This is a genomic window from Streptomyces sp. NPDC088194, assembly GCF_040702025.1.
GTDB lineage: Bacteria > Actinomycetota > Actinomycetes > Streptomycetales > Streptomycetaceae > Actinacidiphila.
Genome location: NZ_JBFBIV010000021.1, coordinates 76,021 through 100,374, shown reverse-complemented (window position 1 = coordinate 100,374; position 24,354 = coordinate 76,021). Strand labels below are relative to the sequence as shown.

The 24,354-nt window shown below is 69.0% G+C and carries 36 protein-coding genes; 34 read left to right on the top strand and 2 right to left on the bottom strand.

The window, feature by feature from the left end:
* Position 1 precedes the first annotated feature (1 nt).
* From rplD to truA, 30 genes are all read left to right on the top strand, one after another.
* A complete protein-coding gene (gene rplD, locus AB0399_RS14335; RefSeq protein ID WP_328468086.1) occupies positions 2-664 on the top strand; it encodes a 50S ribosomal protein L4 in 663 nt (220 codons plus the stop codon).
* Positions 665-702: 38 nt separating this feature from the next.
* Positions 703-1,026 carry a 50S ribosomal protein L23 gene (gene rplW / locus AB0399_RS14330; protein ID WP_329374021.1) on the top strand — a complete coding sequence of 108 codons (324 nt, stop codon included), beginning with the start codon at positions 703-705 and terminating at the stop codon, positions 1,024-1,026.
* 47 nt (positions 1,027-1,073) lie between these two features.
* On the top strand, positions 1,074-1,910 hold the full coding sequence (gene rplB / locus AB0399_RS14325) for a 50S ribosomal protein L2 (RefSeq protein ID WP_202235516.1): 837 nt from the start codon (positions 1,074-1,076) through the stop codon (positions 1,908-1,910).
* A 12-nt stretch (positions 1,911-1,922) separates the two neighbouring features.
* A complete protein-coding gene (rpsS, locus tag AB0399_RS14320; RefSeq protein WP_202235517.1) occupies positions 1,923-2,204 on the top strand; it encodes a 30S ribosomal protein S19 in 282 nt (93 codons plus the stop codon).
* 47 nt (positions 2,205-2,251) lie between these two features.
* Positions 2,252-2,599, top strand: coding sequence for a 50S ribosomal protein L22 (gene rplV, locus AB0399_RS14315; RefSeq protein WP_328468094.1), 348 nt, complete (start codon positions 2,252-2,254; stop codon positions 2,597-2,599).
* Positions 2,599-3,438 (top strand): 30S ribosomal protein S3, encoded by an 840-nt coding sequence (rpsC, locus tag AB0399_RS14310; protein ID WP_328468096.1) that lies wholly within the window; start codon positions 2,599-2,601, stop codon positions 3,436-3,438. The genes rplV and rpsC overlap by 1 nt, the downstream gene beginning before the upstream one ends.
* 5 nt (positions 3,439-3,443) lie before the next feature.
* The gene (rplP, locus tag AB0399_RS14305) at positions 3,444-3,863 is read left to right on the top strand and encodes a 50S ribosomal protein L16 (RefSeq protein ID WP_093786106.1); all 420 of its coding nucleotides are present in this window, start codon (positions 3,444-3,446) and stop codon (positions 3,861-3,863) included.
* On the top strand, positions 3,863-4,087 hold the full coding sequence (rpmC, locus tag AB0399_RS14300; RefSeq protein ID WP_328468099.1) for a 50S ribosomal protein L29: 225 nt from the start codon (positions 3,863-3,865) through the stop codon (positions 4,085-4,087). Before rplP ends, rpmC begins: the two co-directional genes overlap by 1 nt.
* A complete protein-coding gene (rpsQ, locus tag AB0399_RS14295) occupies positions 4,087-4,377 on the top strand; it encodes a 30S ribosomal protein S17 (protein WP_328468101.1) in 291 nt (96 codons plus the stop codon). The genes rpmC and rpsQ overlap by 1 nt, the downstream gene beginning before the upstream one ends.
* A 116-nt stretch (positions 4,378-4,493) precedes the next feature.
* Positions 4,494-4,862 carry a 50S ribosomal protein L14 gene (gene rplN / locus AB0399_RS14290; RefSeq protein WP_103886911.1) on the top strand — a complete coding sequence of 123 codons (369 nt, stop codon included), beginning with the start codon at positions 4,494-4,496 and terminating at the stop codon, positions 4,860-4,862.
* Between the two features lie 3 nt (positions 4,863-4,865).
* The gene (gene rplX / locus AB0399_RS14285) at positions 4,866-5,189 is read left to right on the top strand and encodes a 50S ribosomal protein L24 (protein WP_328468103.1); all 324 of its coding nucleotides are present in this window, start codon (positions 4,866-4,868) and stop codon (positions 5,187-5,189) included.
* Between the two features lies 1 nt (position 5,190).
* Positions 5,191-5,772 (top strand): 50S ribosomal protein L5, encoded by a 582-nt coding sequence (rplE, locus tag AB0399_RS14280; RefSeq protein WP_329365791.1) that lies wholly within the window; start codon positions 5,191-5,193, stop codon positions 5,770-5,772.
* 2 nt (positions 5,773-5,774) lie between these two features.
* Positions 5,775-5,960: a type Z 30S ribosomal protein S14 gene (locus AB0399_RS14275; protein ID WP_093713218.1), complete on the top strand. Its 186-nt coding sequence runs from the start codon at positions 5,775-5,777 to the stop codon at positions 5,958-5,960.
* Positions 5,961-6,090: 130 nt separating this feature from the next.
* Entirely contained in the window at positions 6,091-6,489 is a 399-nt protein-coding gene (rpsH, locus tag AB0399_RS14270; RefSeq protein ID WP_328468109.1) for a 30S ribosomal protein S8, read from the top strand.
* 21 nt (positions 6,490-6,510) lie between these two features.
* On the top strand, positions 6,511-7,050 hold the full coding sequence (rplF, locus tag AB0399_RS14265) for a 50S ribosomal protein L6 (RefSeq protein WP_328468111.1): 540 nt from the start codon (positions 6,511-6,513) through the stop codon (positions 7,048-7,050).
* Positions 7,051-7,052: 2 nt separating this feature from the next.
* On the top strand, positions 7,053-7,436 hold the full coding sequence (gene rplR / locus AB0399_RS14260; protein ID WP_328468113.1) for a 50S ribosomal protein L18: 384 nt from the start codon (positions 7,053-7,055) through the stop codon (positions 7,434-7,436).
* 42 nt (positions 7,437-7,478) lie between these two features.
* Complete coding sequence (gene rpsE / locus AB0399_RS14255) at positions 7,479-8,084, top strand: 30S ribosomal protein S5 (protein ID WP_031524774.1); 606 nt, start codon at positions 7,479-7,481, stop codon at positions 8,082-8,084.
* On the top strand, positions 8,084-8,266 hold the full coding sequence (rpmD, locus tag AB0399_RS14250) for a 50S ribosomal protein L30 (protein WP_031524772.1): 183 nt from the start codon (positions 8,084-8,086) through the stop codon (positions 8,264-8,266). Before rpsE ends, rpmD begins: the two co-directional genes overlap by 1 nt.
* Positions 8,266-8,721: a 50S ribosomal protein L15 gene (gene rplO / locus AB0399_RS14245; RefSeq protein WP_328474400.1), complete on the top strand. Its 456-nt coding sequence runs from the start codon at positions 8,266-8,268 to the stop codon at positions 8,719-8,721. The genes rpmD and rplO overlap by 1 nt, the downstream gene beginning before the upstream one ends.
* Positions 8,722-8,915: 194 nt before the next feature.
* The gene (secY, locus tag AB0399_RS14240; RefSeq protein ID WP_328468115.1) at positions 8,916-10,232 is read left to right on the top strand and encodes a preprotein translocase subunit SecY; all 1,317 of its coding nucleotides are present in this window, start codon (positions 8,916-8,918) and stop codon (positions 10,230-10,232) included.
* Entirely contained in the window at positions 10,232-10,903 is a 672-nt protein-coding gene (locus AB0399_RS14235) for an adenylate kinase (protein WP_329365785.1), read from the top strand. The genes secY and AB0399_RS14235 overlap by 1 nt, the downstream gene beginning before the upstream one ends.
* Before the next feature lie 170 nt (positions 10,904-11,073).
* Positions 11,074-11,910 (top strand): type I methionyl aminopeptidase, encoded by an 837-nt coding sequence (map, locus tag AB0399_RS14230; RefSeq protein ID WP_329365783.1) that lies wholly within the window; start codon positions 11,074-11,076, stop codon positions 11,908-11,910.
* Positions 11,911-12,108: 198 nt separating this feature from the next.
* Positions 12,109-12,330, top strand: a complete 222-nt coding sequence (gene infA, locus AB0399_RS14225) for a translation initiation factor IF-1 (protein WP_003956442.1) — start codon at positions 12,109-12,111, stop codon at positions 12,328-12,330.
* A gap of 42 nt (positions 12,331-12,372) precedes the next feature.
* Complete coding sequence (gene rpmJ / locus AB0399_RS14220) at positions 12,373-12,486, top strand: 50S ribosomal protein L36 (protein ID WP_003956441.1); 114 nt, start codon at positions 12,373-12,375, stop codon at positions 12,484-12,486.
* A 187-nt stretch (positions 12,487-12,673) separates the two neighbouring features.
* Entirely contained in the window at positions 12,674-13,054 is a 381-nt protein-coding gene (gene rpsM, locus AB0399_RS14215) for a 30S ribosomal protein S13 (protein WP_328468121.1), read from the top strand.
* A gap of 69 nt (positions 13,055-13,123) precedes the next feature.
* Complete coding sequence (rpsK, locus tag AB0399_RS14210) at positions 13,124-13,528, top strand: 30S ribosomal protein S11 (protein WP_006376016.1); 405 nt, start codon at positions 13,124-13,126, stop codon at positions 13,526-13,528.
* A 26-nt stretch (positions 13,529-13,554) separates the two neighbouring features.
* Positions 13,555-14,181: a 30S ribosomal protein S4 gene (rpsD, locus tag AB0399_RS14205; RefSeq protein ID WP_328468123.1), complete on the top strand. Its 627-nt coding sequence runs from the start codon at positions 13,555-13,557 to the stop codon at positions 14,179-14,181.
* 130 nt (positions 14,182-14,311) lie between these two features.
* Complete coding sequence (locus AB0399_RS14200; RefSeq protein WP_093786121.1) at positions 14,312-15,334, top strand: DNA-directed RNA polymerase subunit alpha; 1,023 nt, start codon at positions 14,312-14,314, stop codon at positions 15,332-15,334.
* Positions 15,335-15,532: 198 nt separating this feature from the next.
* Positions 15,533-16,054, top strand: coding sequence for a 50S ribosomal protein L17 (gene rplQ, locus AB0399_RS14195; protein ID WP_329365777.1), 522 nt, complete (start codon positions 15,533-15,535; stop codon positions 16,052-16,054).
* 186 nt (positions 16,055-16,240) lie between these two features.
* Positions 16,241-17,116, top strand: a complete 876-nt coding sequence (truA, locus tag AB0399_RS14190) for a tRNA pseudouridine(38-40) synthase TruA (RefSeq protein WP_366411460.1) — start codon at positions 16,241-16,243, stop codon at positions 17,114-17,116.
* 52 nt (positions 17,117-17,168) lie between these two features.
* Here truA and AB0399_RS14185 read toward each other — a convergent pair whose 3' ends face one another.
* Positions 17,169-18,656 carry a hypothetical protein gene (locus tag AB0399_RS14185; protein WP_366411459.1) on the bottom strand — a complete coding sequence of 496 codons (1,488 nt, stop codon included), beginning with the start codon at positions 18,654-18,656 and terminating at the stop codon, positions 17,169-17,171.
* A 76-nt stretch (positions 18,657-18,732) separates the two neighbouring features.
* Between AB0399_RS14185 and AB0399_RS14180 the strand changes: the two genes are divergently transcribed.
* From AB0399_RS14180 to glmM, 4 genes are all read left to right on the top strand, one after another.
* Positions 18,733-20,355, top strand: coding sequence for an ATP-binding cassette domain-containing protein (locus AB0399_RS14180; RefSeq protein WP_366411458.1), 1,623 nt, complete (start codon positions 18,733-18,735; stop codon positions 20,353-20,355).
* Between the two features lie 310 nt (positions 20,356-20,665).
* On the top strand, positions 20,666-21,109 hold the full coding sequence (gene rplM, locus AB0399_RS14175) for a 50S ribosomal protein L13 (RefSeq protein WP_103886886.1): 444 nt from the start codon (positions 20,666-20,668) through the stop codon (positions 21,107-21,109).
* A 39-nt stretch (positions 21,110-21,148) separates the two neighbouring features.
* The gene (gene rpsI / locus AB0399_RS14170; RefSeq protein ID WP_328468134.1) at positions 21,149-21,664 is read left to right on the top strand and encodes a 30S ribosomal protein S9; all 516 of its coding nucleotides are present in this window, start codon (positions 21,149-21,151) and stop codon (positions 21,662-21,664) included.
* 217 nt (positions 21,665-21,881) lie between these two features.
* On the top strand, positions 21,882-23,240 hold the full coding sequence (gene glmM, locus AB0399_RS14165; protein ID WP_329365767.1) for a phosphoglucosamine mutase: 1,359 nt from the start codon (positions 21,882-21,884) through the stop codon (positions 23,238-23,240).
* Between the two features lie 45 nt (positions 23,241-23,285).
* Here glmM and AB0399_RS14160 read toward each other — a convergent pair whose 3' ends face one another.
* Positions 23,286-24,260, bottom strand: a complete 975-nt coding sequence (locus AB0399_RS14160) for a DUF389 domain-containing protein (RefSeq protein WP_366411457.1) — start codon at positions 24,258-24,260, stop codon at positions 23,286-23,288.
* Between the last annotated feature and the right edge of the window lie 94 nt (positions 24,261-24,354).

The window sequence follows — 24,354 nt, the reverse complement described above, 5'->3', positions numbered from 1 at the left end:
TATGAGCACCAGCATCGACATCCTGTCGCCCGCGGGCGACACCGCCGGGACCGTAGAGCTCCCGGCCGAGATCTTCGACGCCAAGGTCAGCATCCCGCTGATCCACCAGGTCGTCGTCGCGCAGCTTGCCGCGGCCCGCCAGGGCACGCACAAGGTCAAGACGCGTGGCGAGGTCCGCGGTGGTGGCAAGAAGCCGTACCGCCAGAAGGGCACCGGCCGCGCCCGTCAGGGCTCGACCCGCGCACCGCAGTTCGCCGGCGGTGGCGTCGTGCACGGCCCCGTGCCGCGCGACTACTCGCAGCGCACGCCCAAGAAGATGATCAGGGCCGCCCTGCGCGGTGCCCTGACCGACCGCGCCCGGCACAGCCGTATCCACGTCGTGACCGGCATCGTCGAGGGCGAGACGCCGTCGACCAAGGCCGCGAAGACGCTGCTGGGCAAGATCAGCGAGCGCAAGAACGTGCTGCTCGTCGTCGAGCGGGCCGACGAGGCCGGGTGGCTGTCCGCCCGCAACCTCCCCCAGGTGCACATCCTGGAGGCCGGCCAGCTCAACACGTACGACGTGCTCGTCTCCGACGACGTGGTCTTCACCAAGGCCGCCTTCGACCGGTTCGTCAGTGTCCCCGGTACCGGCGCCGCCGAGACCGAAGGGAGCGACGCCTGATGGCCGAGCAGACCGAACTGACCGAGGTCACCGACCAGGTGCCGGCCGCCTCGATCACCAGCAAGACCTTCACGGACCCGCGCGACCTGCTGATCAAGCCGGTCGTCTCCGAGAAGAGCTACGCGCTGCTGGACGACAACAAGTACACCTTCGTCGTCGACCCGCGCGCCAACAAGACCCAGATCAAGCAGGCCGTCGAGGCGGTCTTCCAGGTCAAGGTCACCGGGGTCAACACGATCAACCGGCAGGGCAAGCGCAAGCGCACCCGCACCGGTTTCGGAAAGCGCGCCAACACCAAGCGCGCCATCGTGACCCTTGCCGAGGGCGACCGCATCGACATCTTCGGCGGCCCGGTCTCCTAACGGGGATCGGTTCGAGTCGAAGTCCGGAATATTCCGAGGACTGAGAAATGGGTATCCGCAAGTACAAGCCGACGACCCCGGGCCGTCGTGGCTCCAGCGTCGCCGACTTCGTCGAGATCACGCGGTCCACGCCGGAGAAGTCGCTGGTCCGCCCGCTGCACAGCAAGGGCGGCCGTAACAACGCCGGTCGTGTGACCGTTCGCCACCAGGGCGGTGGCCACAAGCGCGCCTACCGAGTGATCGACTTCCGTCGGCACGACAAGGACGGCGTGCCCGCCAAGGTCGCGCACATCGAATACGACCCCAACCGCACCGCGCGCATCGCGCTGCTGCACTACGCGGACGGCGAGAAGCGCTACATCCTCGCCCCCGCCCGCCTGCAGCAGGGCGACCGGATCGAGAACGGCCCCAGCGCCGACATCAAGCCGGGCAACAACCTGCCGCTGCGCAACATCCCGGTCGGTACCACGATCCACGCGATCGAGCTGCGGCCCGGTGGCGGCGCCAAGATCTCCCGCTCCGCGGGCGCCTCGGTGCAGCTGCTGGCGAAGGAAGGCAACATGGCCACCCTTCGCATGCCGTCCGGCGAGGTCCGGATGGTCGACGTCCGCTGCCGCGCCACCATCGGGGAGGTCGGCAACGCCGAGCAGTCGAACATCAACTGGGGCAAGGCCGGCCGCATGCGGTGGAAGGGCGTTCGCCCGACCGTCCGCGGTGTCGCCATGAACCCGGTGGACCACCCGCACGGTGGTGGTGAGGGCAAGACCTCCGGTGGTCGCCACCCGGTCTCGCCCTGGGGTCAGAAGGAGGGTCGTACTCGTTCTCCCAAGAAGGCGAGCAACAAGTACATCGTCCGCCGCCGCAAGACGAACAAGAAGCGCTAGGAGCGGGTTTAGATGCCGCGGAGTCTCAAGAAGGGGCCCTTCGTCGACGACCACCTGATCAAGAAGGTGGATGTCCAGAACGAAGCAGGCACCAAGAACGTCATCAAGACCTGGTCCCGCCGCTCGATGATCGTCCCGGCCATGCTGGGCCACACGATCGCGGTGCACGACGGCCGTAAGCACGTCCCGGTGTTTGTCACTGAGTCGATGGTCGGCCACAAGCTCGGCGAGTTCGCGCCGACCCGCACCTTCCGCGGTCACGAGAAGGACGACCGCAAGGCGCGGCGTCGCTGACCAGCGGCGAGAAGCGACCGACCATGACAGACACTGAAGGGACAACCATGGAAGCCAGGGCCCAGGCGCGGTACATCCGCGTCACGCCCATGAAGGCCCGCCGCGTGGTGGACCTCATCCGTGGCATGGATGCCACGGAGGCTCAGGCGGTCCTGCGTTTCACGCCGCAGGCCGCGAGCGAGCCGGTGGGCAAGGTGCTCGACAGCGCCATCGCCAACGCCGCGCACAACTACGACCACACGGACGCCGAGTCGCTGTTCATCAGCGAGGCGTACGTGGACGAGGGTCCGACCCTGAAGCGGTTCCGGCCGCGCGCCCAGGGCCGCGCCTACCGCATCCGCAAGCGGACGAGTCACATCACCGTGGTCGTTGCCAGCAAGGAAGGGACCCGGTAATGGGCCAGAAGGTTAACCCTTACGGGTTCCGGCTCGGCATCACCACGGACTTCAAGTCCCGGTGGTACGCCGACAAGCTCTACAAGGACTACGTCAAGGAAGACGTCGCCATCCGCCGGATGATGACGCAGGGCATGGAGCGGGCCGGCATCTCCAAGGTGGAGATCGAGCGCACCCGTGACCGCGTCCGCGTCGACATCCACACCGCCCGGCCGGGCATCGTCATCGGCCGTCGCGGCGCGGAGGCCGACCGTATCCGCGGTGACCTGGAGAAGCTGACCGGCAAGCAGGTCCAGCTGAACATCCTCGAGGTCAAGAACCCCGAGATGGACGCGCAGCTGGTGGCCCAGGCGGTCGCCGAGCAGCTCTCCTCCCGGGTCTCCTTCCGCCGTGCCATGCGCAAGAGCATGCAGGGCACGCTGAAGGCCGGCGCCAAGGGCATCAAGATCCAGTGCGGTGGCCGTCTCGGCGGCGCCGAGATGTCCCGCTCGGAGTTCTACCGCGAGGGCCGGGTGCCGCTGCACACCCTGCGGGCGAACGTGGACTACGGCTTCTTCGAGGCCAAGACCACCTTCGGCCGGATCGGTGTGAAGGTGTGGATCTACAAGGGCGACGTGAAGAACATCGCCGAGGTCCGCGCCGACAACGCCGCGGCCCGTGCCGGCAACCGCCCGGCCCGTGGCGGTGGCAACGAGCGTCCGCAGCGCCGCGGTGGCGAGCGCGGCGGCCGTGGTCGTCGTCCCCAGACGGACGGTGCCGCAGCGGCCCCCAAGGCCGACGCGCCCGCTCCTGTCGAGGCGGCGGCTCCGGCTGCTGAGACCCCCGGAACGGAAGGCTAAGTACCATGCTGATCCCCCGTAGGGTCAAGCACCGCAAGCAGCACCACCCCACCCGGCGCGGTATGGCCAAGGGCGGCACGGAGCTGGCGTTCGGCGAGTTCGGCCTGCAGGCCGTCACCCCCGCCTACGTGACCAACCGGCAGATCGAGTCCGCTCGTATCTCCATCACCCGCCACATCAAGCGTGGCGGCAAGGTCTGGATCAACATCTACCCGGACCGCCCGCTGACGAAGAAGCCGGCCGAGACCCGCATGGGTTCCGGTAAGGGTTCGCCGGAGTGGTGGATCGCGAACGTCAAGCCCGGTCGGGTGATGTTCGAGCTGTCCTTCCCGAATGAGAAGGTTGCGCGCGAGGCGCTCACTCGTGCCGCGCACAAGCTTCCGATGAAGTGCCGCATCGTGCGGCGCGAGGCAGGTGAGTCGTGATGGCGGCCGGTACCAAGGCGACCGAGCTGCGCCAGCTTGGCGACGAGGACCTCGTCGGCAAGCTGCGTGAGGCCAAGGAGGAGCTGTTCAACCTCCGCTTCCAGGCGGCCACCGGACAGCTTGAGAACAACACCCGGCTCAAGACCGTCCGCAAGGAAATCGCCCGGATCTACACCCTCATGCGTGAGCGTGAGCTCGGCATCGAGACGGTGGAGAGCGCCTGATGAGCGAGAAGAATGTGACTGAGACCCCCGCCAGTGACGCGCGCGGCTTCCGCAAGACCCGTGAGGGTCTCGTGGTCAGCGACAAGATGGACAAGACCGTTGTGGTCGCTGTCGAGGACCGCGTGAAGCACGCGCTCTACGGCAAGGTCATCCGCCGCACCAACAAGCTCAAGGCACACGACGAGCAGAACGCCGCAGGCATCGGCGACCGCGTCCTCCTGATGGAGACCCGGCCGCAGTCCGCGACGAAGCGCTGGCGTGTCGTGGAGATCCTCGAGAAGGCCAAGTAACCCAGTAATTCCTGCGGGGATTCCCTCGCAGGACGGTTCCGCCAGGCTCGGCGGGCGCCACGCAGGTCAGCTTGCGTGGCGCCCGCCGGGAACCGGCAGACAAACAGGAGACAGACGTGATCCAGCAGGAGTCGCGACTTCGTGTCGCCGACAACACTGGTGCCAAGGAGATCCTTTGCATCCGTGTTCTCGGTGGTTCGGGTCGCCGCTACGCGGGCATCGGTGACGTCATCGTCGCCACCGTCAAGGACGCGATCCCCGGTGGCAACGTGAAGAAGGGCGAGGTCGTCAAGGCGGTCATCGTCCGGACCGTCAAGGAGCGCCGTCGCGCCGACGGCTCGTACATCCGCTTCGACGAGAACGCCGCCGTGCTTCTCAAGAACGACGGCGACCCCCGCGGCACCCGTATCTTCGGCCCGGTGGGCCGTGAGCTGCGCGAGAAGAAGTTCATGAAGATCGTCTCGCTCGCGCCGGAGGTGCTGTAACCGATGAAGATCAAGAAGGGCGACCTGGTCCAGGTCATCACCGGCAAGGACAAGGGCAAGCAGGGCAAGGTCATCGTGGCCTTCCCCCGCGAGGACCGGGTCCTTGTCGAGGGTGTCAACCGGGTCAAGAAGCACACCAAGGCCGGCCAGACCGACCGCGGTTCGAAGACCGGCGGGATCATCACCACCGAGGCGCCGATCCACGTCAGCAACGTGCAGCTGGTTGTTGAGAAGGACGGCAAGAAGGTCGTGACCCGCGTCGGCTACCGCTTTGACGACGAGGGCACCAAGATCCGCGTTGCCAAGCGGACCGGTGAGGACATCTGAGATGACTACTGCAACTTCAGGTGCCGCTACCACCAGCACCGCTCCGCGTCTCAAGACGCGCTACCGCGAGGAGATCGCGGGCAAGCTGCGTGAGCAGTTCGACTACGCGAACGTCATGCAGGTCCCCGGTCTCACCAAGATCGTGGTCAACATGGGTGTGGGCGACGCCGCCCGCGACTCCAAGCTGATCGAGGGCGCGATCCGCGACCTCGCCACGATCACCGGCCAGAAGCCGCAGGTCACCAAGGCCCGTAAGTCCATCGCGCAGTTCAAGCTGCGTGAGGGTCAGCCGATCGGCGCGCACGTCACGCTGCGCGGTGACCGGATGTGGGAGTTCCTGGACCGCCTGCTGTCGCTGGCGCTGCCGCGTATCCGCGACTTCCGGGGCCTGTCGCCGAAGCAGTTCGACGGCCGGGGCAACTACACCTTCGGTCTCACGGAGCAGGTCATGTTCCACGAGATCGACCAGGACAAGATCGACCGGGTCCGGGGCATGGACATCACCGTGGTCACCACGGCGACCAACGACGACGAGGGTCGTGCCCTCCTTCGTCACCTCGGCTTCCCGTTCAAGGAGAACTGACCGTGGCGAAGAAGGCTCTGATCGCTAAGTCGGCTCGCAAGCCCAAGTTCGCTGTGCGCGCGTACAACCGCTGCCAGCGCTGTGGCCGGCCGCACTCCGTCTACCGCAAGTTCGGCCTGTGCCGCGTGTGCCTTCGTGAGATGGCCCACCGTGGCGAGCTGCCGGGCGTGACCAAGAGCTCCTGGTAGTCCTCTCCCGGACATCAGGACCCGATCCACTACGCCGTAGGTCCCCGCACCACACCCGCTCCCGGCTCAAGCCGGGGGAGAGGGACGGAGCAGACAGGAAACCCCGGCGAGAGAGGCCCAGGGCCAACTCATGACCATGACCGACCCCATCGCAGACATGCTGACCCGTCTGCGGAACGCTAACTCGGCGTACCACGACGAAGTCGGGATGCCGTTCAGCAAGATCAAGTCGCACATCGCGGAGATCCTCCAGCAGGAGGGTTACATCACCGGCTGGAAGGTCGAGGAGGCCGAGGTCGGCAAGAACCTCATCCTCGAGCTGAAGTTCGGCCCCAACCGCGAGCGCTCGATCGCCGGCATCAAGCGGATCAGCAAGCCGGGTCTTCGGGTCTACGCAAAGTCCACCAACCTGCCTCGGGTGCTGGGCGGCCTGGGCGTGGCGATCATCTCCACGTCGCACGGTCTGCTCACCGGCCAGCAGGCGCAGAAGAAGGGCGTGGGTGGGGAAGTCCTCGCCTACGTCTGGTAACCGGGAAAGAGAGGTAGAGCAATGTCGCGCATCGGCAAGCTGCCCATCTCGGTTCCCGCCGGAGTGGACGTCACCATCGACGGCCGCACGGTTGCGGTGAAGGGCCCCAAGGGCTCCCTCACCCACACCGTTGCCGCGCCGATCGAGATCGCAAAGGGCGAGGACGGCGTGCTGCTGGTCACCCGCCCCAACGACGAGCGTGTCTCGAAGGCCCTGCACGGCCTGTCCCGCACGCTGGTGGCGAACATGATCACCGGCGTGACCGCGGGCTACAGCAAGTCCCTTGAGATCAGCGGAGTCGGGTACCGCGTCCAGGCGAAGGGCTCCAACCTGGAGTTCGCGCTGGGATACAGCCACCCGATTCTCGTCGAGGCCCCCGAGGGCATCTCCTTCAAGGTCGAGTCCCCGGTGAAGTTCTCCGTCGAGGGCATCGACAAGCAGAAGGTCGGCGAAGTGGCCGCCAATATCCGCAAGCTGCGGAAGCCTGACCCGTACAAGGCGAAGGGCGTCAAGTACGCCGGCGAAGTCATCCGCCGCAAGGTCGGAAAGGCTGGTAAGTAGCCATGGCATACGGTGTGAAGATCGCCAAGGGCAAGGCGTACAAGGGTGCGGCGCTCAAGCGGCGCCACATTCGGGTCCGCAAGCGCGTCAACGGTACGACCGAGCGCCCGCGCCTGGTGGTGACGCGGTCCAACCGCGGCATCGTGGCGCAGGTCATCGACGACCTCGCGGGCCACACGCTCGCGTCGGCGTCGACCCTCGACGCGTCCATCCGCGGCGGCGAAGGCGACAAGAGCGCCAAGGCGAAGCAGGTCGGCCAGCTCGTGGCCGAGCGTGCGAAGGCCAAGGGCGTCGAAGCTGTCGTATTCGACCGTGGCGGCAACCAGTACGCTGGGCGGATCGCCGCCCTGGCGGACGCCGCCCGCGAAGCCGGTCTGAAGTTCTGACCGGTTCCGTTAGCTAGCGGATAACGAAGAGAGGTAATTCCAATGGCTGGACCCCAGCGCCGCGGAAGCGGTGCCGGTGGCGGCGAGCGACGGGACCGTAAGGACCGGCGGGACGGCGGCCAGCAGGCCGAGAAGACCGCCTATGTCGAGCGGGTCGTCGCGATCAATCGCGTCGCCAAGGTTGTGAAGGGTGGTCGTCGCTTCAGCTTCACCGCGCTGGTCGTGGTGGGCGATGGCGACGGCACCGTCGGTGTCGGCTACGGCAAGGCCAAGGAGGTGCCGGCCGCCATCGCCAAGGGTGTTGAGGAGGCCAAGAAGCACTTCTTCAAGGTCCCCCGTATCCAGGGCACCATCCCGCACCCGATCCAGGGCGAGAAGGCCGCGGGCGTCGTCCTGCTCAAGCCGGCTTCCCCCGGTACCGGTGTGATCGCCGGTGGCCCGGTGCGCGCCGTGCTGGAGTGCGCGGGCATCCACGACGTGCTGTCCAAGAGCCTCGGCTCGGACAACGCGATCAACATCGTGCACGCCACGGTGGCCGCGCTCCAGGGCCTTCAGCGGCCCGAGGAGATCGCCGCCCGCCGCGGTCTGCCGATCGAGGATGTCGCGCCGGCCGCGCTGCTGCGCGCCCGAGCCGGGGTCGGTGTGTGATGGCGCGCCTGAAGGTCACGCAGACCAAGTCCTACATCGGCAGCAAGCAGAACCACCGTGACACCCTGCGTTCGCTCGGGCTCAAGCGCCTGCACGACGTCGTGGTCAAGGAGGACCGCCCGGAGATCCGCGGCATGGTCCACACCGTCCGCCACCTCGTCACGGTCGAGGAGGTCGACTGATCATGGGTGACAACCCGATCAAGGTGCACAACCTCCGTCCGGCTCCGGGCGCCAAGACCGCCAAGACCCGTGTGGGTCGCGGCGAGGCGTCCAAGGGCAAGACGGCCGGTCGTGGTACCAAGGGCACCAAGGCCCGTTACCAGGTTCCGGAGCGCTTCGAGGGCGGGCAGATGCCCCTCCACATGCGCCTCCCGAAGCTCAAGGGCTTCAAGAACCCGTTCCGCACCGAGTACCAGGTCGTCAACCTGGACAAGCTCGCCGCCCTCTACCCCGAGGGTGGTGAGGTCACCGTTGCCGACCTGGTCGCCAAGGGTGCCGTGCGCAAGAACCAGCTCGTCAAGGTGCTCGGCGCCGGCGACGTCTCCGTGGCTCTGCAGGTGACCGTGGACGCGGTCTCCGGCTCCGCCAAGGAGAAGATCACCGCGGCCGGCGGTACCGTCACCGAGCTCGTCTGAGCCGGATGTGCAACCCGACCGGGGACGCCCAGTACCTCAGGGCGTCCCCGGTCGTTCATTTCTGTGAATTTTCCCTGGCCGATGGGTCATTCCTACCGGGGCCACGTCGCCGGTAAGGTGGCCGAGCCCCTATCCGTCAGAAATCTCACCAGAGACCGTCCTTCCGCCGTGGCGCGGGGGGTGCAGGAGGCACCGTGCTCACCGCGTTCGCCCGGGCGTTCAGGACGCCCGACCTGCGCAAGAAGCTGCTCTTCACGCTGGCCATCATCGTGGTGTACCGGCTGGGCGCGCACGTCCCGGTGCCCGGTATCGACTTCGGCGTCGTCAATGACTGTGTGAAGCAGACGAAGGGCAACAACAGCCTCTTCGGTCTGGTCAACATGTTCAGCGGCGGAGCTCTGCTCCAGCTCACCATCTTCGCGCTCGGGATCATGCCGTACATCACGGCGAGCATCATCCTGCAACTGCTGACCGTGGTGATTCCGCGGCTGGAGGCCCTGAAGAAGGAGGGGCAGGCCGGCACCACCAAGATCACGCAGTACACCCGGTACCTGACGGTCGCGCTGGCGATCCTGCAGGGCACCGGTCTGGTGGCGACCGCCCGCTCCGGCAACCTCTTCTCGACCTGCTCCAAGGGCAACGACATCGTCCCGAACCAGTCGATCTTCACCACCGTCACCATGGTGACCTGCATGACCGCGGGCACCGTGATGATCATGTGGCTGGGTGAGCTGATCACCGACCGCGGCATCGGCAACGGCATGTCGATCCTGATGTTCGTCTCGATCGCGGCCGGCTTCCCCGGCTCGCTGTGGGGCATCAAGGTCTCCGGCACCATCGCGGGCGGCTGGGTCGAGTTCCTCGCGGTGATTCTGATCGGCCTGGTCATGGTCGGCCTGGTGGTCTTCGTCGAACAGGCCCAGCGCCGTATCCCGGTGCAGTACGCGAAACGCATGATCGGCCGCCGGTCCTACGGCGGCACCTCGACGTACATCCCGCTCAAGGTGAACCAGGCCGGTGTGATCCCGGTCATCTTCGCCTCCTCGCTGCTCTACATCCCGGCGCTGATCGTGCAGTTCTCCGGGTCGACGGCCGGCTGGGCACAGTGGATCGAGCGCAACTTCACCAAGGGTGATCACCCGGCGTACATGGCCGCGTACTTCCTGCTGATCGTCTTCTTCGCCTTCTTCTACGTCGCGATCTCCTTCAACCCCGAAGAAGTAGCCGACAATATGAAGAAGTATGGTGGGTTCATCCCGGGTATCCGGGCCGGTCGCCCCACCGCTGAATACCTGAGTTACGTGCTCAACCGCATCACGTGGCCCGGTTCGCTGTACCTGGGCCTGATCGCCCTCGTTCCGACGGTCGCGATCGCGATCTTCAACGGGAGCAACGGCAACTTCCCTCTGGGTGGCACCAGCATCCTCATCATCGTCGGTGTGGGTCTGGAGACCGTGAAGCAGATCGAAAGCCAGCTCCAGCAGCGTAACTACGAAGGGTTCCTCCGCTGATGCGTATCGTCCTGGTCGGGCCGCCCGGCGCAGGCAAGGGAACGCAGGCCGCGTTCCTCGCCAAGAACCTCTCGATCCCGCACATTTCCACGGGCGACCTGTTCCGCGCCAACATCAACCAGGGCACCGACCTGGGCAAGCAGGCGAAGGCGTACATGGACGCCGGCGACCTGGTGCCCGACGAAGTCACCATCGGCATGGCCGAGGACCGGCTGGAGCGCCCGGACGCGGCCGGCGGCTTCCTGCTGGACGGCTTCCCGCGCAACGAGCACCAGGCGCGGGCGCTGGACGCCTACCTGGCCCGGCATGACATCGCGCTCGACGGCGTGCTGGACCTGGAGGTCCCGGAGGAAGAGGTGGTCAAGCGGATCGCCGGCCGCCGGATCTGCCGCAACGACAGCGCGCACGTCTTCCACGTCGAGTACAAGCAGCCGAAGACCGAGGGTGTCTGCGACGAGTGCGGCGGCGAGCTGTACCGGCGTGACGACGACGCCCCGGACAAGGTCCGCAACCGGCTGGAGATCTACCACCGCGAGACCGAGCCGATCATCGACTACTACAAGAAGCAGGGCCTGGTGGTGACGATCTCCGCGCTCGGCGCGGTGGCCGACGTCACCGGGCGGGCCATGGCGGCCCTGCGCGCGGACGCGGACAGCGAGCAGAGCGCGTAGCCCACCTGGTACCGGCCCGGCCGGTACGCGTACCTCCCACGGCCGTGGTGCCCCGACGGGCGCCACGGCCGTATGGTTGGTGGAGGCAAGGACTTACCGCAGCAACGACTTACGGCAGTAGCGACTTACGGCAGTAGCGACTCACGGCAGCAAGGAAGGCATCAGCCGCGATGGTGGAGCTGAAGACCCCGGAGCAGATCGCCAAGATGCGGGAGGCCGGTCTGGTCGTCGCGGCGATCCACGAGGCGACCCGGGCGGCGGCCGTACCGGGCGCCAGCACCAAGGACCTGGACGAGGTCGCCGCGAAGGTGATCGCCGACCACGGCGCCAAGCCCAACTTCCTGGGCTACGGCGGCTTCCCCGGCAACATCTGCACGTCGGTCAACGACGTGGTGGTGCACGGCATCCCGGACGCCGTGACGGTGCTCAAGGACGGCGACATCCTCGCGATCGACGCGGGCGCCATCGTCGACGGCTGGCACGGCGACGCGGCCTTCACCTGCCTGGTGGGCACCGGACACGCCCCGGAGCTGGCCGAGTTGAGCCGGGTCACCGAGGAGTCCATGTGGGCCGGCATCGCCGCCTTCCGCAAGGGCAGCCGGCTGGACGACATCTCGCAGGCGGTCGAGTCCTACATCCGCCGCCAGCCGCGCCCGTCCTCGGGCAAGTACGGCATCGTGGAGGGGTACGGCGGCCACGGCATCGGCACCCAGATGCACATGGACCCGCACGTGCTCAACTACGTCACCAAGAAGCGCGGCCGCGGCATCCGGCTGGTGCCCGGGCTGTGCCTGGCGATCGAGCCGATGGTGACACTCGGCACACCGCACACCCACGTGCTGGAGGACGAGTGGACCGTCAAGTCCGACGACGGCTCCTGGTCTGCGCACTGGGAGCACACCATCGCGCTCACCGAGCAGGGCCCGCTGGTGCTCACCGCCCCTGACGGGGGCAAGGCCAAGCTGGCGGAGTACGGCATCACCACCGCCCCCGACCCGCTTCGTTAGCGCCTTCTCGCCTCCGGCCGGCTGAACCCGTCCTTCGGCTCGCCGGCGAGGGGTGGCCTCCGCGCGTAACGATCACGCTCGGTGGGCATACATCTCGATTCGTGTTTCAGCGGCGCTTGCCGTAGACTCATATGTCGGCCCCGCGTGTCTTCCGGCATGTCCGGAGCCGACCCCGGTAGCCGATCCCGAAAGCAGGACATGGCCAAAAAGCAAGGCGCCATCGAGATCGAGGGCACCGTGATCGAGTCTCTGCCGAATGCGATGTTCAAGGTGGAACTGCAGAACGGTCACAAGGTCCTCGCGCACATCAGCGGCAAGATGCGGATGCACTACATCCGAATCCTTCCGGATGACCGGGTCGTCGTGGAGCTGTCTCCCTACGACCTGACGCGCGGACGGATCGTCTACCGATACAAGTAACCCGCTTGTAGATCTCACCACGACCCGGAGAACCTCAGTCCCATGAAGGTCAAGCCGAGCGTCAAGAAGATCTGCGACAAGTGCAAGGTGATCCGCCGTCACGGCCGGGTCATGGTCATCTGCGACAACCTGCGCCACAAGCAGCGCCAGGGCTGACGCCCGCCGACCACCCCTGCACCAGCAGAACTTCGCGCGACGCACCACGCGTACATACGCAGTTCCCATCCCCGTCCGGTACGGGGATGACACCCCCGGTGGAGGCCGGGGACCCGTTCCGTACCTGGTACGGCGGAAGGGAACCCGGAACTGCGGAAGACCTCCGAGAACACCAGGAGCCAAGCACATGGCACGCCTTTCAGGCGTTGACCTCCCGCGCGAGAAGCGCGTGGAGATCGCCCTCACCTACGTCTTCGGCATCGGGCGCTCGCGCGCCCAGGAGATCCTGAAGAACACCGGTGTGAACCCCGACACCCGCGTCCGCGACCTTGCCGAGGAAGACCTCGTCAAGATCGGCAAGTGGGTCGACGAGAACTACACGACCGAGGGTGACCTCCGCCGTGAAGTCCAGGCCGACATCCGCCGCAAGGTCGAGATCGGCTGCTACCAGGGTCTGCGCCACCGTCGGGGCCTGCCGGTCCACGGCCAGCGCACTCACACCAACGCCCGCACCCGCAAGGGCCCGCGTCGCGCCATCGCCGGTAAGAAGAAGCCGGGCAAGAAGTAGTCCGACAGCCAGACCCCATCAGCGGTCTTCGCTGTAGGACCGATCACCTCCACCGGGAGAAGTTGACACATGCCTCCTAAGGGCCGTCAGGGCGCAGCCAAGAAGGTGCGCCGCAAGGAAAAGAAGAACGTCGCTCACGGGCACGCCCACATCAAGAGCACGTTCAACAACACCATCGTCTCGATCACCGACCCTGCCGGGAACGTGATCTCCTGGGCCTCCGCCGGTCACGTCGGCTTCAAGGGCTCGCGCAAGTCCACCCCCTTCGCCGCGCAGATGGCCGCCGAGTCGGCTGCCCGCCGCGCGCAGGAGCACGGCATGCGCAAGGTGGACGTCTTCGTCAAGGGTCCCGGCTCCGGCCGCGAGACCGCGATCCGCTCCCTCCAGGCCACCGGCCTCGAGGTGGGTTCGATCCAGGACGTCACCCCGACCCCTCACAACGGCTGCCGCCCGCCGAAGCGCCGCCGCGTCTGACCAGCTGATACAGGAGAACTGAGACAATGGCGCGTTACACCGGGGCCGACTGCAAGCGATGCCGTCGGGAGAAGCAGAAGCTCTTCCTCAAGGGAGCTAAGTGCGAGAGCGCGAAGTGCCCGATCGAGATCCGTCCTTACCCCCCGGGTGAGCACGGACGCGGGCGCACCAAGGACAGCGAGTACCTTCTCCAGCTTCGCGAGAAGCAGAAGTGCGCGCGTATCTACGGTGTCCTCGAGAAGCAGTTCGTGAACTACTACAAGGAAGCGAACCAGAAGACCGGCAAGACCGGTGAGAACCTTCTGCGCATCCTCGAGACCCGCCTCGACAACGTGGTGTACCGGGCCGGCTTCGCCAAGTCCCGTGACCACGCCCGTCAGCTGGTCCGGCACGGACACATCACCATCAACGGCCGCAAGACCGACATCCCGTCGGCGCGCGTGGCCGTGAACGACATCGTCGAGGTCCGCGAGCGCTCTCGTAACCTGACCCCGTTCGCGGTGGCGCAGGGCGAGGCCGGCGACAAGACCGTGCCCGCGTGGCTCGAGTCGAACGCCGGCAAGCTGCGGATTCTGGTGCACAGCATGCCCGAGCGCCAGGTGATCGACACCCAGGTGCAGGAGCAGCTCATCGTCGAGCTCTACTCGAAGTAGTAGTCGAGTAGAAGTTCGCAGGTGGGGGGTGGTGCGGCGGCCGTTTCACGACGGTTTCGCCGCGCCACCCGTACCCTCGTAGTACAGGGGGCGTCAAATAGCGGGCGCCCACGACTGAAGGACCGAACACATGCTGATCGCTCAGCGTCCCTCGTTGACCGAAGAGGTCGTCGACGAGTTCCGCTCCCGGTTCGTGATCGAGCCGCTGGAGCCGGGATTCGGCTACACCCTCGGCAACTCCCTGCGTCGTACGCTCCTCTCCTCGATCCCGGGTGCGGCTGTCACCTCGATCCGGATCGACGGGGTCCTGCACGAGTTCACCACCGTGCCGGGCGTCAAGGAGGACGTCACCGACCTCATCCTCAACATCAAGCAGCTCGTCGTCTCCTCGGAGCACGACGAGCCGGTCGTGATGTACCTGCGCAAGCAGGGCCCGGGTGTGGTCACCGCCGCCGACATCGCGCCGCCGGCCGGTGTCGAGGTGCACAACCCCGACCTGGTGCTGGCCACGCTCAACGCCAAGGGCAAGCTGGAGATGGAGCTGACCGTCGAGCGCGGTCGCGGCTACGTCTCCGCGGTGCAGAACAAGCAGCAGGGCCAGGAGATCGGCCGTATCCCGGTCGACTCCATCTACAGCCCGGTGCTCAAGGTCACCTACAAGGTCGAGGCGACCCGTGTCGAGCAGCGCACCGACTTCGACAAGCTGATCGTCGACGTCGAGACCAAGCAGGCCATGCGGCCGCGTGACGCCATGGCGTCGGCCGGCAAGACCCTGGTCGAGCTGTTCGGCCTGGCCCGCGAGCTGAACGTCGACGCCGAGGGCATCGACATGGGTCCGTCCCCGACGGACGCCGCCCTGGCCGCGGACCTGGCGCTGCCGATCGAGGAGCTGGAACTCACCGTCCGCTCCTACAACTGCCTCAAGCGCGAGGGCATCCACTCGGTGGGCGAGCTGGTGGCCCGCTCCGAGGCGGACCTGCTCGACATCCGCAACTTCGGTGCCAAGTCGATCGACGAGGTCAAGGCGAAGCTGGCCGGCATGGGCCTGGCCCTCAAGGACAGCCCGCCCGGATTCGACCCGACCGCCGCCGCCGACGCCTTCGGCGCCGACGACGACGTGGACGCGGGCTTCGTGGAGACCGAGCAGTACTGACCGTCTCCGACGGTTGACGTGTGACATGCCCCGAAGGGGCGCGTGGGAACTCCCGGGCCGCCAGGCCCAGGGGGAGGACCCCGCGCCCCTTCGGGGAGCCCCGAGGCGCGAGCCTCGGGTACTGACGAGCCGGCGGCCGCCGGCTCGCACTGACATCGGTACCTGACACGGCCGGTGCAGCGTAGAAGGAGAAGGACCATGCCCCAGCCCGCTAAGGGCGCCCGTCTGGGCGGGAGTGCCGCGCACGAGAAGCTGCTGCTCGCGAACCTCGCGAAGTCGCTCTTCGAGCACGGCCGGATCACCACCACCGAGGCCAAGGCGCGCCGGCTGCGCCCGGTCGCGGAGCGGCTGATCACGAAGGCGAAGAAGGGCGACATCCACAACCGTCGCCAGGTGCTGCAGCAGATCACCGACAAGGGGATCGTGCACACCCTCTTCACCGAGATCGCGCCGCGGTACGAGAACCGCCCGGGTGGCTACACCCGCATCACCAAGATCGGCCCCCGTCGCGGCGACAACGCCCCGATGGCGGTCATCGAGCTGGTGGAAGCCCTCACCGTGCAGCAGAACGCGGTGGGCGAGGCCGAGGCCGCCACCAAGCGCTCCGCCAAGGACCGCGCCGGTGACGAGGCCCTGGCCGACGTCAAGAAGGACGCGCCGGTCGAGGACGCCGCGCCCGAGGCCGACGCGGCCGCGGACGAGGAGTCCAAGGACGCCTGAGCGTCCTGACGGTTCCCCGGATCTCCGAGGACCGACGAGCGGGCCCGCACCCACCGGGGTGCGGGCCCGCCGCCGTATGGCGAGGGTGAGGGCGGTGCGCGCCGTGGCGTGGGCGCGGGCCGAAGCAGGTGGCACAGGCACCGGACGGGGCACCGGACCCGGGGCACGAGGCGCGAGGAGCGACGGGTGAGCGAGGGGCCGGCGGCCGGATTCGTACGGGTCAGGTTGGATCTCGGGTACGACGGGGCGGACTTCTCCGGGTGGGCGAAGCAGCGCAGCCGGCGGACGGTGCAGGGGGAGCTGGAGTCGGCGATCGGCACGGTGCTGCGGCTGCCGGACCCGGTCGAGCTGACGGTGGCGGGCCGCACGGACGCGGGGGTGCACGCGCGCGGGCAGGTGGCGCACGTGGACCTGCCGGCGGAGGTGTGGGAGCGGGAGAGCGGGAAGCTGCGGCGCCGGCTGGCCGGGCGGCTGCCGTGGGATGTGCGGGTGTGGGGGGTGGCGCGGGCGCCGTCCGGGTTCGACGCGCGGTTCTCGGCGGTGTGGCGCCGCTACGCGTACCGGATCGGGGACCACCCGGGCGGGGTGGACCCGCTGCTGCGCGGCCATGTGCTGTGGCACGACCGCCCGGTGGACGTGGACCTGATGAACGACGCCGCGAAGCTGATGCTCGGCGAGCACGACTTCGCCGCGTACTGCAAGAAGCGGGAGGGCGCGACCACCATCCGCACCCTGCTCGACCTGTCGTGGGAGCGGACCGCGGACGGCCTGGCGGTGGCGACCGTACGGGCCGACGCCTTCTGCCACAACATGGTGCGGGCGCTGGTCGGCGCGATGATCCTGGTCGGCGACGGACACCGGCCGGTCGGCTTCCCGGCGGAGGTGCTGGCCGGACGGGAGCGGCACTCGGCGGTCAACGTGGTGCGGCCGCACGGACTGACGCTGGAGGAGGTCGGCTACCCGGCGGACGAGCTGCTGGCCGCGCGCAGCCGGGAGGCCCGCAACATGCGGACGCTGCCCGGCTGCCTGGAAGGACCCGGGGCGCCAGGGCCCGCGGTGTGAGGAGCTGGGGTGTAAGGACCCGCCTCCTGGAGGTGGGTCCTTACCCGCGTCCTTACTGCTTGTTCGCCTGGGCCTGTGCCGCGTCGCGGCCGCGCTGGACGATCCGCTGGAAGGCGAAGTCCGAGGCGTCGTTGGCGGCCTGGGTGCCCGTGGTGTTGCCCGCGGTGAGGGTCTTGCCGTTCTTGAAGCCGGCGATCGCGAAGTAGGCGTACCGGCCGACCGAGTTCGAGGTCATCTGGCAGGCCACGGCGTGGCAGAAGTCGGAGATGCCGCCGCCGTTGAGCGGGGCGACGTACTGCGCGACGTTGTGCACCTTGGTGGCGCGCGCCTCGTCCGCGAAGACCGCGACGCCGACGGTGACGGCGATCTGGCCGTTGGTGTACGTGGCGCGCAGCAGCTTGGTGCAGCCGTTGGAGGCGAGCACGCCGGACAGCTGGCCGCCGGCCGCCGAGGAGCAGCTGGTGGTGCTGGTGCTGTTGGTCTTGACGTAGGTGCGGCCGCCGAGCACGAACTGCTTGCCCGGGAAGAGCGACGCCGGGGTGATGGGCGCCTTGTCCTTCGCCGCCGTGGAGAGGAAGTCCAGCGGGTTCGCGGGCGGCGGCGGGGCCACCGAGGAGAACGACGGCTCGGGCGGCAGCGGCTTCTGGCTGGCCGTGCCGCTCCCCGACGCGCTCGGGTCGGCGATGGCGTGGCCCGAGCTCTTGCCGGACATGACCACGGCGGTGGCCACACCTCCGGCTATCACCGCCACCGCGACGATCCCGCCGACCAGCATCATGACCCGGCGCCGCCGGGCCGCCCCGCTGGCCTGCTCCTCGGCCAGGGCGCCCCAGTCCGGCGTCCCCGGCTCCGAGGACGGGCCGGGCCCCCTCGCGGGTGCCGGGCCGGTCGAGGGCGCCCCCGGCCCGGTGCCGCCGCCCGCGCCGGGACCACCCGGAGCGCCCGGCCCACCGGTGCCTTGCGGGCGCGGGAAGCCGTATCCGCCCTGGGAGGCAGGGGGTGCGGCGGGGTTGCCCGCGGTTCCGGGTGGCTGCTGCTGGGGGAAGCCGTATCCGCCCTGGCCGCCGGGAGGTGTGCCGGGGTTGCCCTGGGCGGGGGGTGGCTGCTGTTGCGGGAAGCCGTACCCGCCGGCCGGCTGGCCCGGCCGGCTCTGAGGGCCGCCCTGGGCGGGGCCGGGGTTCTGCGCCGGGCCGGGGTTCTGGGCCGGGCCGGGCGGCGCCGGGGCGGCCTGCGTGGGGGTGTGCGGGGGCTGCTGCCCCGCGGCCGCCCCACCACCGGGCTGGCCCGGGCCGCCAGGGCCGCCCGGCCGGAAGCTGTAGGGGCCGTCGGGGGTGGCGCCCCCGGGTGCCGTGGCGGCAGGGCCCTGGGGGTCCTGCTCCGCCTCCTCCCGGGGCCGCGCGTGCTGCGGCGGGCCTGCGAAGCCGCGCCGGGGGTCGGATGTGCGGGAGGGGATGACACGTCCCTCCAGGACCTCGCGGGGGCCGTCGGAGGCTTGGTTACGGGGTTCCTGCGGGGGCTGCTGCCCCGGCCCTTCACTCATGTGGCGCATCATATTGCCGCCGAGGCCCCGGAAAAGGACTTGGGGCAGGTCCGTGGAGGCAGGGAGAATCCGGGCCATGGGTCATGTGGAAGCCGCGCACATCGAGTACTACCTCCCGGACGGCCGGGCGCTGCTCGGCGACGTCTCGTTCCGGGTCGGCGACGGCGCCGCGGTGGCCCTGGTGGGCCCCAACGGCGCGGGCAAGACGACACTGCTGCGGCTGATCTCCGGCGAGCTGAAGCCGCACGGCGGCACCGTCACCGTCAGCGGCGGCCTCGGCGTGATGCGGCAGTTCGTGGGCAGCGTCCGCGACGACCGCACCGTCCGCGACCTGCTGGTGTCCGTGGCGCACCCCCGTATCCAGGCCGCCGCGAAGGCCGTCGACGCCGCCGAGCTGGCGATCATGGCGCAGGACGACGAACCCGCGCAGATGGCGTACGCCACGGCGCTGAGCGAGTGGGCGGAGGCGCGCGGGTACGAAGCGGAGACGCTGTGGGACATGTGCACCATGGCGGCGCTCGGGGTGCCGTACGACCGGGCGCAGTGGCGCGAGGTGAAGACGCTCTCCGGCGGCGAGCAGAAGCGGCTGGTGCTGGAGGCGCTGCTGCGCGGCCCCGACGAGGTGCTGCTGCTGGACGAGCCGGACAACTACCTGGACGTGCCGGGCAAGCGCTGGCTGGAGGAGCAGATCGCGCAGACCCGTAAGACCGTGCTGTTCGTCAGCCACGACCGCGAGCTGCTGTCGCGTACCGCGGAGAAGATCGTCAGCGTGGAGACGGGCCCGGCCGGGTCCACCGCGTGGGTGCACGGCGGCGGGTTCGACACCTTCCACGAGGCCCGCAAGGAGCGGTTCGCCCGGTTCGAGGAGCTGCGCCGCCGCTGGGACGAGGAGCACGCCAAGATCAAGGCGATGGTGCTGCGGCTGCGGCAGCAGGCGGCCATCAGCCCCGACATGGCCTCCCGGTACCACGCGGCGCAGACCCGGCTGCGGCGGTTCGAGGAGGCCGGCGCGCCGCAGGAACCGCCGCGCGAGCAGGACATCCGGATGCGGCTCCAGGGCGGCCGGACCGGGGTGCGCGCGATCACCTGCGAGCAGCTCGAACTGACCGGCCTGATGCGGCCGTTCGACCTGGAGGTGTTCTACGGCGAGCGGGTCGCGGTGCTGGGCTCCAACGGCTCGGGCAAGTCACACTTCCTGCGGCTGCTGGCCGGGGACACGTCCGTCGCGCACACCGGGGTGCACAAGCTGGGCGCCCGGGTGGTGCCCGGGCACTTCGCGCAGACCCACGCCCATCCCGAGCTGACCGGCCGCACCCTGGTGGACATCCTGTGGGCCGAGCACGCCCGCGACCGCGGCCGCGCGATGTCCGTGCTGCGGCGGTACGAACTCGAGCGGCAGGGCGACCAGACCTTCGACAAGCTGTCCGGCGGCCAGCAGGCCCGCTTCCAGATCCTCCTGATGGAGCTCCAGGGCACCACCGCGCTGCTGCTGGACGAGCCGACGGACAACCTGGACCTGGAGAGCGCGGAGGCCCTCCAGGACGGCCTGGAGGCGTACGACGGCACGGTCCTCGCGGTCACCCACGACCGCTGGTTCGCCCGCGCCTTCGACCGCTACCTCGTCTTCGGCTCCGACGGCCTGGTCCGCGAGACGGCGGAGCCGGTCTGGGATGAGCGCCGCGTGGACCGGCCGCGCTGACCCCCCCGGGGGTGGTGCGTTCTGTCGGTCGAGGGACCACCTGTCGGTGGGTGGCTGGTCGCGCGGTTCCCCGCGCCCCTGGCCCCCGCAGGGGATCGTTTTGACCCGGCAGGGACCACACGGGTATTCTGCGATGTCGTTATGCGTATTGGCTTGCTCTATCTCACGTGAGAGGCCCTTACGCCGGTCCACCGGGCCGATGACCAGCGGTAGGCCCATGGGTTGCGTCCCCTTGTGTCTCCAAGGCTGTCGTGATCGCCGGGTGGCCTTGTCAGGACCAACTCACCGAAGATAGCGAAGGCTAACGACCGTGCGTACGTACAGCCCCAAGCCCGGCGACGTTCAGCGCCAGTGGCATGTCATCGACGCGCAGGACGTCGTCCTGGGTCGCCTGGCCACCCAGGCCGCGACTCTCCTGCGGGGCAAGCACAAGCCCATCTACGCGCCCCACGTCGACACCGGTGACTTCGTCATCATCATCAACGCCGACAAGGTGCACCTGTCCGGGAACAAGAAGACCCAGAAGATGGCCTACCGCCACTCCGGGTACCCCGGCGGCCTGCGCTCCGTGCGCTACGACGAGCTGCTGGCCAAGAGCCCGGAGAAGGCCGTCGAGAAGGCCGTCAAGGGCATGCTCCCCAAGAACACCCTGGGCCGCCAGATGCTCACCAAGCTGAAGGTCTACTCGGGCGACCAGCACCCGCACGCTGCCCAGCAGCCGGTGCCGTTCGAGATCACCCAGGTCGCGCAGTAGTCCCGGCCACCTGCTACCAGAAAGAATCTGAGGAGAATCGTGGCTGAGACCACCGCCGAGACCGTCGTCGAGGGCGAAGAGTCCTACGACGAGATCACGACCTTCGAGTCCGAGGCCGTCGAGGGGGAGTACACCTCCGAGTCGCTCGCCTCCCGCTTCGGCGACCCGCAGCCGGCTGCCGGCACCGGCCGCCGCAAGCGCTCGATCGCCCGCGTCCGGATCATCCCCGGCAGCGGCAAGTGGAAGATCAACGGCCGCACCCTTGAGGGCTACTTCCCCAACAAGGTGCACCAGCAGGAAGTCAACGAGCCGTTCAAGGTGCTCGAGCTCGACGGTCGCTACGACGTCGTCGCCCGCATCTCCGGCGGCGGCATCTCCGGCCAGGCCGGTGCGCTGCGCCTGGGTGTCGCCCGTGCGCTCAACGAGGCGGACGTCGACAACAACCGCGGCCCGCTCAAGAAGGCCGGCTTCCTGACCCGTGACGACCGCGCGGTCGAGCGGAAGAAGGCCGGTCTGAAGAAGGCCCGCAAGGCGCCGCAGTTCAGCAAGCGCTAGTCGTCCCGACGGGGGAGTCGGGCGTTCCGCTTCACCCCCGTTCGGCGCGCAACGCAACGCCCCGGAGGCACATCGGTGCCTCCGGGGCGTTCGCATGATGAGCTAGGGGCGTATATGTGTGCTTGTACGACCCAGCGGCACCGCGACACCCAGCAGTACCGCGGCACACCGCAAGCACCGCAAAGCAGAGCCGCCGCATCGCATCGGAGGAAACACTGTGGGACGACTCTTCGGCACCGACGGGGTGCGGGGCATCGCCAACGCCGACCTGACCGCGGAGCTGGCGCTCGGGCTGTCGGTCGCGGCGGCGCATGTACTGGCCGAGGCGGGCAGTTTCGCCGGACACCGGCCGGTGGCCGTGGTCGGGCGCGATCCGCGTGCCTCGGGTGAGTTTCTGGAGGCCGCCGTGGTGGCGGGCCTGGCCAGCGCGGGCGTGGACGTCCTGCGCGTCGGTGTGCTGCCCACTCCCGCGGTGGCGTATCTCACCGGCGCGCTGGGCGCCGACCTCGGCGTGATGCTCTCCGCCAGCCACAACGCGATGCCGGACAACGGCGTCAAGTTCCTGGCCCGCGGCGGCCACAAGCTCGACGACGAGCTGGAGGACCGGATCGAGTCGATCTACGAGGAGCACCGCACCGGCGCCCCGTGGGTCCGCCCGACCGGCGCCGGCGTCGGCCGGGTCCGCGACTACGACGAGGGCTTCGACCGCTACGTCGCCCACCTGGTCGCGGTGCTGCCGAACCGGCTCGACGGCCTGAAGATCGTGCTCGACGAGGCGCACGGCGCGGCCTCCCGGGTGTCGCCCGAGGCGTTCTCCCGGGCCGGCGCCGAGGTGATCACCATCGGCGCCCAGCCCGACGGCCTCAACATCAACGACGGCTGCGGCTCCACCCACCTCGACCTGCTCAAGGCCGCCGTGGTCGAGCACGGCGCGGACCTGGGCATCGCCCACGACGGCGACGCCGACCGCTGCCTGGCCGTCGACGCGGCCGGCGAGGAGGTCGACGGCGACCAGATCCTCGCGGTGCTGGCGCTGGCGCTGCGCGAGCAGGGCACGCTGCGGGAGAACACCGTGGTCGCCACGGTGATGTCCAACCTCGGCTTCAAGCTGGCGATGGAGCGCGAGGGCATCACCTTCGTGCAGACCGCGGTCGGCGACCGCTACGTGCTGGAGGCGATGAAGGAGCACGGCTACGCGCTCGGTGGCGAGCAGTCCGGCCACGTCATCGTGCTGGACCACGCCACCACCGGCGACGGCACCCTGACCGGGCTGCTGCTGGCCGCCCGGGTCGCCGCCACCGGCCGTTCGCTCGCCGACCTGGCCACCGTCATGCAGCGGCTGCCCCAGGTGCTCGTCAACGTCCCCGACGTCGACAGGAGCCGGATGTCCCGCGCGCCCGAACTGGCCGTCGCCGTCACCGAGGCCGAGGCCGAACTCGGCACCACCGGACGGGTCCTGCTGCGCCCCTCGGGCACCGAGCCGCTGGTGCGGGTGATGGTCGAGGCCGCGGACATCGACCACGCGCGCACGGTGGCCGGACGGCTGGCGGACCTGGTCAAGGCGACGCTCGGGTAGTGCCCGGGCCCGGCGGACGGGTACGCGTACGGGCCCGGCGGAAGGTCAGCGCGGGGCCCGGCCCGGGCCGCGCCGGGTGAACAGGCCCTTGGGATACCGCTGCACGTTGCTCGCCCAGTACCACTTCTGGGCGAGCAGCGTCAGCGTGCCGGCCATCGCGATGCCCGCCAGGTTCAGCGCGAGCTGCACGGTGGAGCCCCAGACCTCGTGCCAGTCGGTGTACGAGATGGCCAGCGCGGCGTTCGCGGCGGCCGGCACGGTGGTCACCGAGATCGCCACGCCGACCAGCGCGCCGGACTTCGCCGACGTCAGCGACAGTATTCCGGCGATTCCGGCGAGGAAGGCCACCATGAAGGAGTCCGCGGTCGGCTGCCAGATGAACTGGGTGGCCGGGTGCGGGGCGGAGAACTTCGCCTGGGTGAACAGGCCGACGGCGTTCAGGATCTCCGCGAAGGCGCCGGTGAGCAGCACCGCCAGCGGGAAGCCGATCAGCAGCGCCACCAGCGAACGCCGGGCCAGCGCCGCGTCGCGCCGGACCAGCGACGTGCAGAACCCGGCCAGCGGGCCGAACTCCGGGCCGACCACCATCGCGCCGACGATCAGGATCGAGCTGTCCAGCATCACGCCGTAGGCGGCGAGCATGGTCGCCACCGTGAGGAACGCCAGATAGGTGACGGTCAGCGAGGACTCCTCGTGGGTCTCCTCGACCAGGGACTCCCACAGCACGGCGTCGGCGCCCTCGCCCGGCGCCTCCTCCTCCGCCCGGTCGGCGCTCTTCGAGAGCGTCAACTCGACCGGCTCCACCGAGATCGAGCCGGTCTCGCTGATGCCGAGCTCGCGCAGCGCGGCCAGCAGCGGGTCGGCCGCCTCGCGGGCCACCTCGCACGTCAGCAGGTCGCCGGGCGGGTCGAGCGCGGCACCGCGCAGCCGGGTCAGGTGGGTGGCGCCGACGGTGTTCCGTACCAGGTCGCAGACCTGCTCGGTGCGGTCGGACGGCACGATCAGCCGCAGATGAAGCACGGGTTGCTCTCCGTCGGGTAGCGCGGGGTGGGAGGGCCGGGGGGCGGGTCCGCCGCAGTGGGGCGGGGGTGGTTCTGGGCGGCTGCCGGGCGCC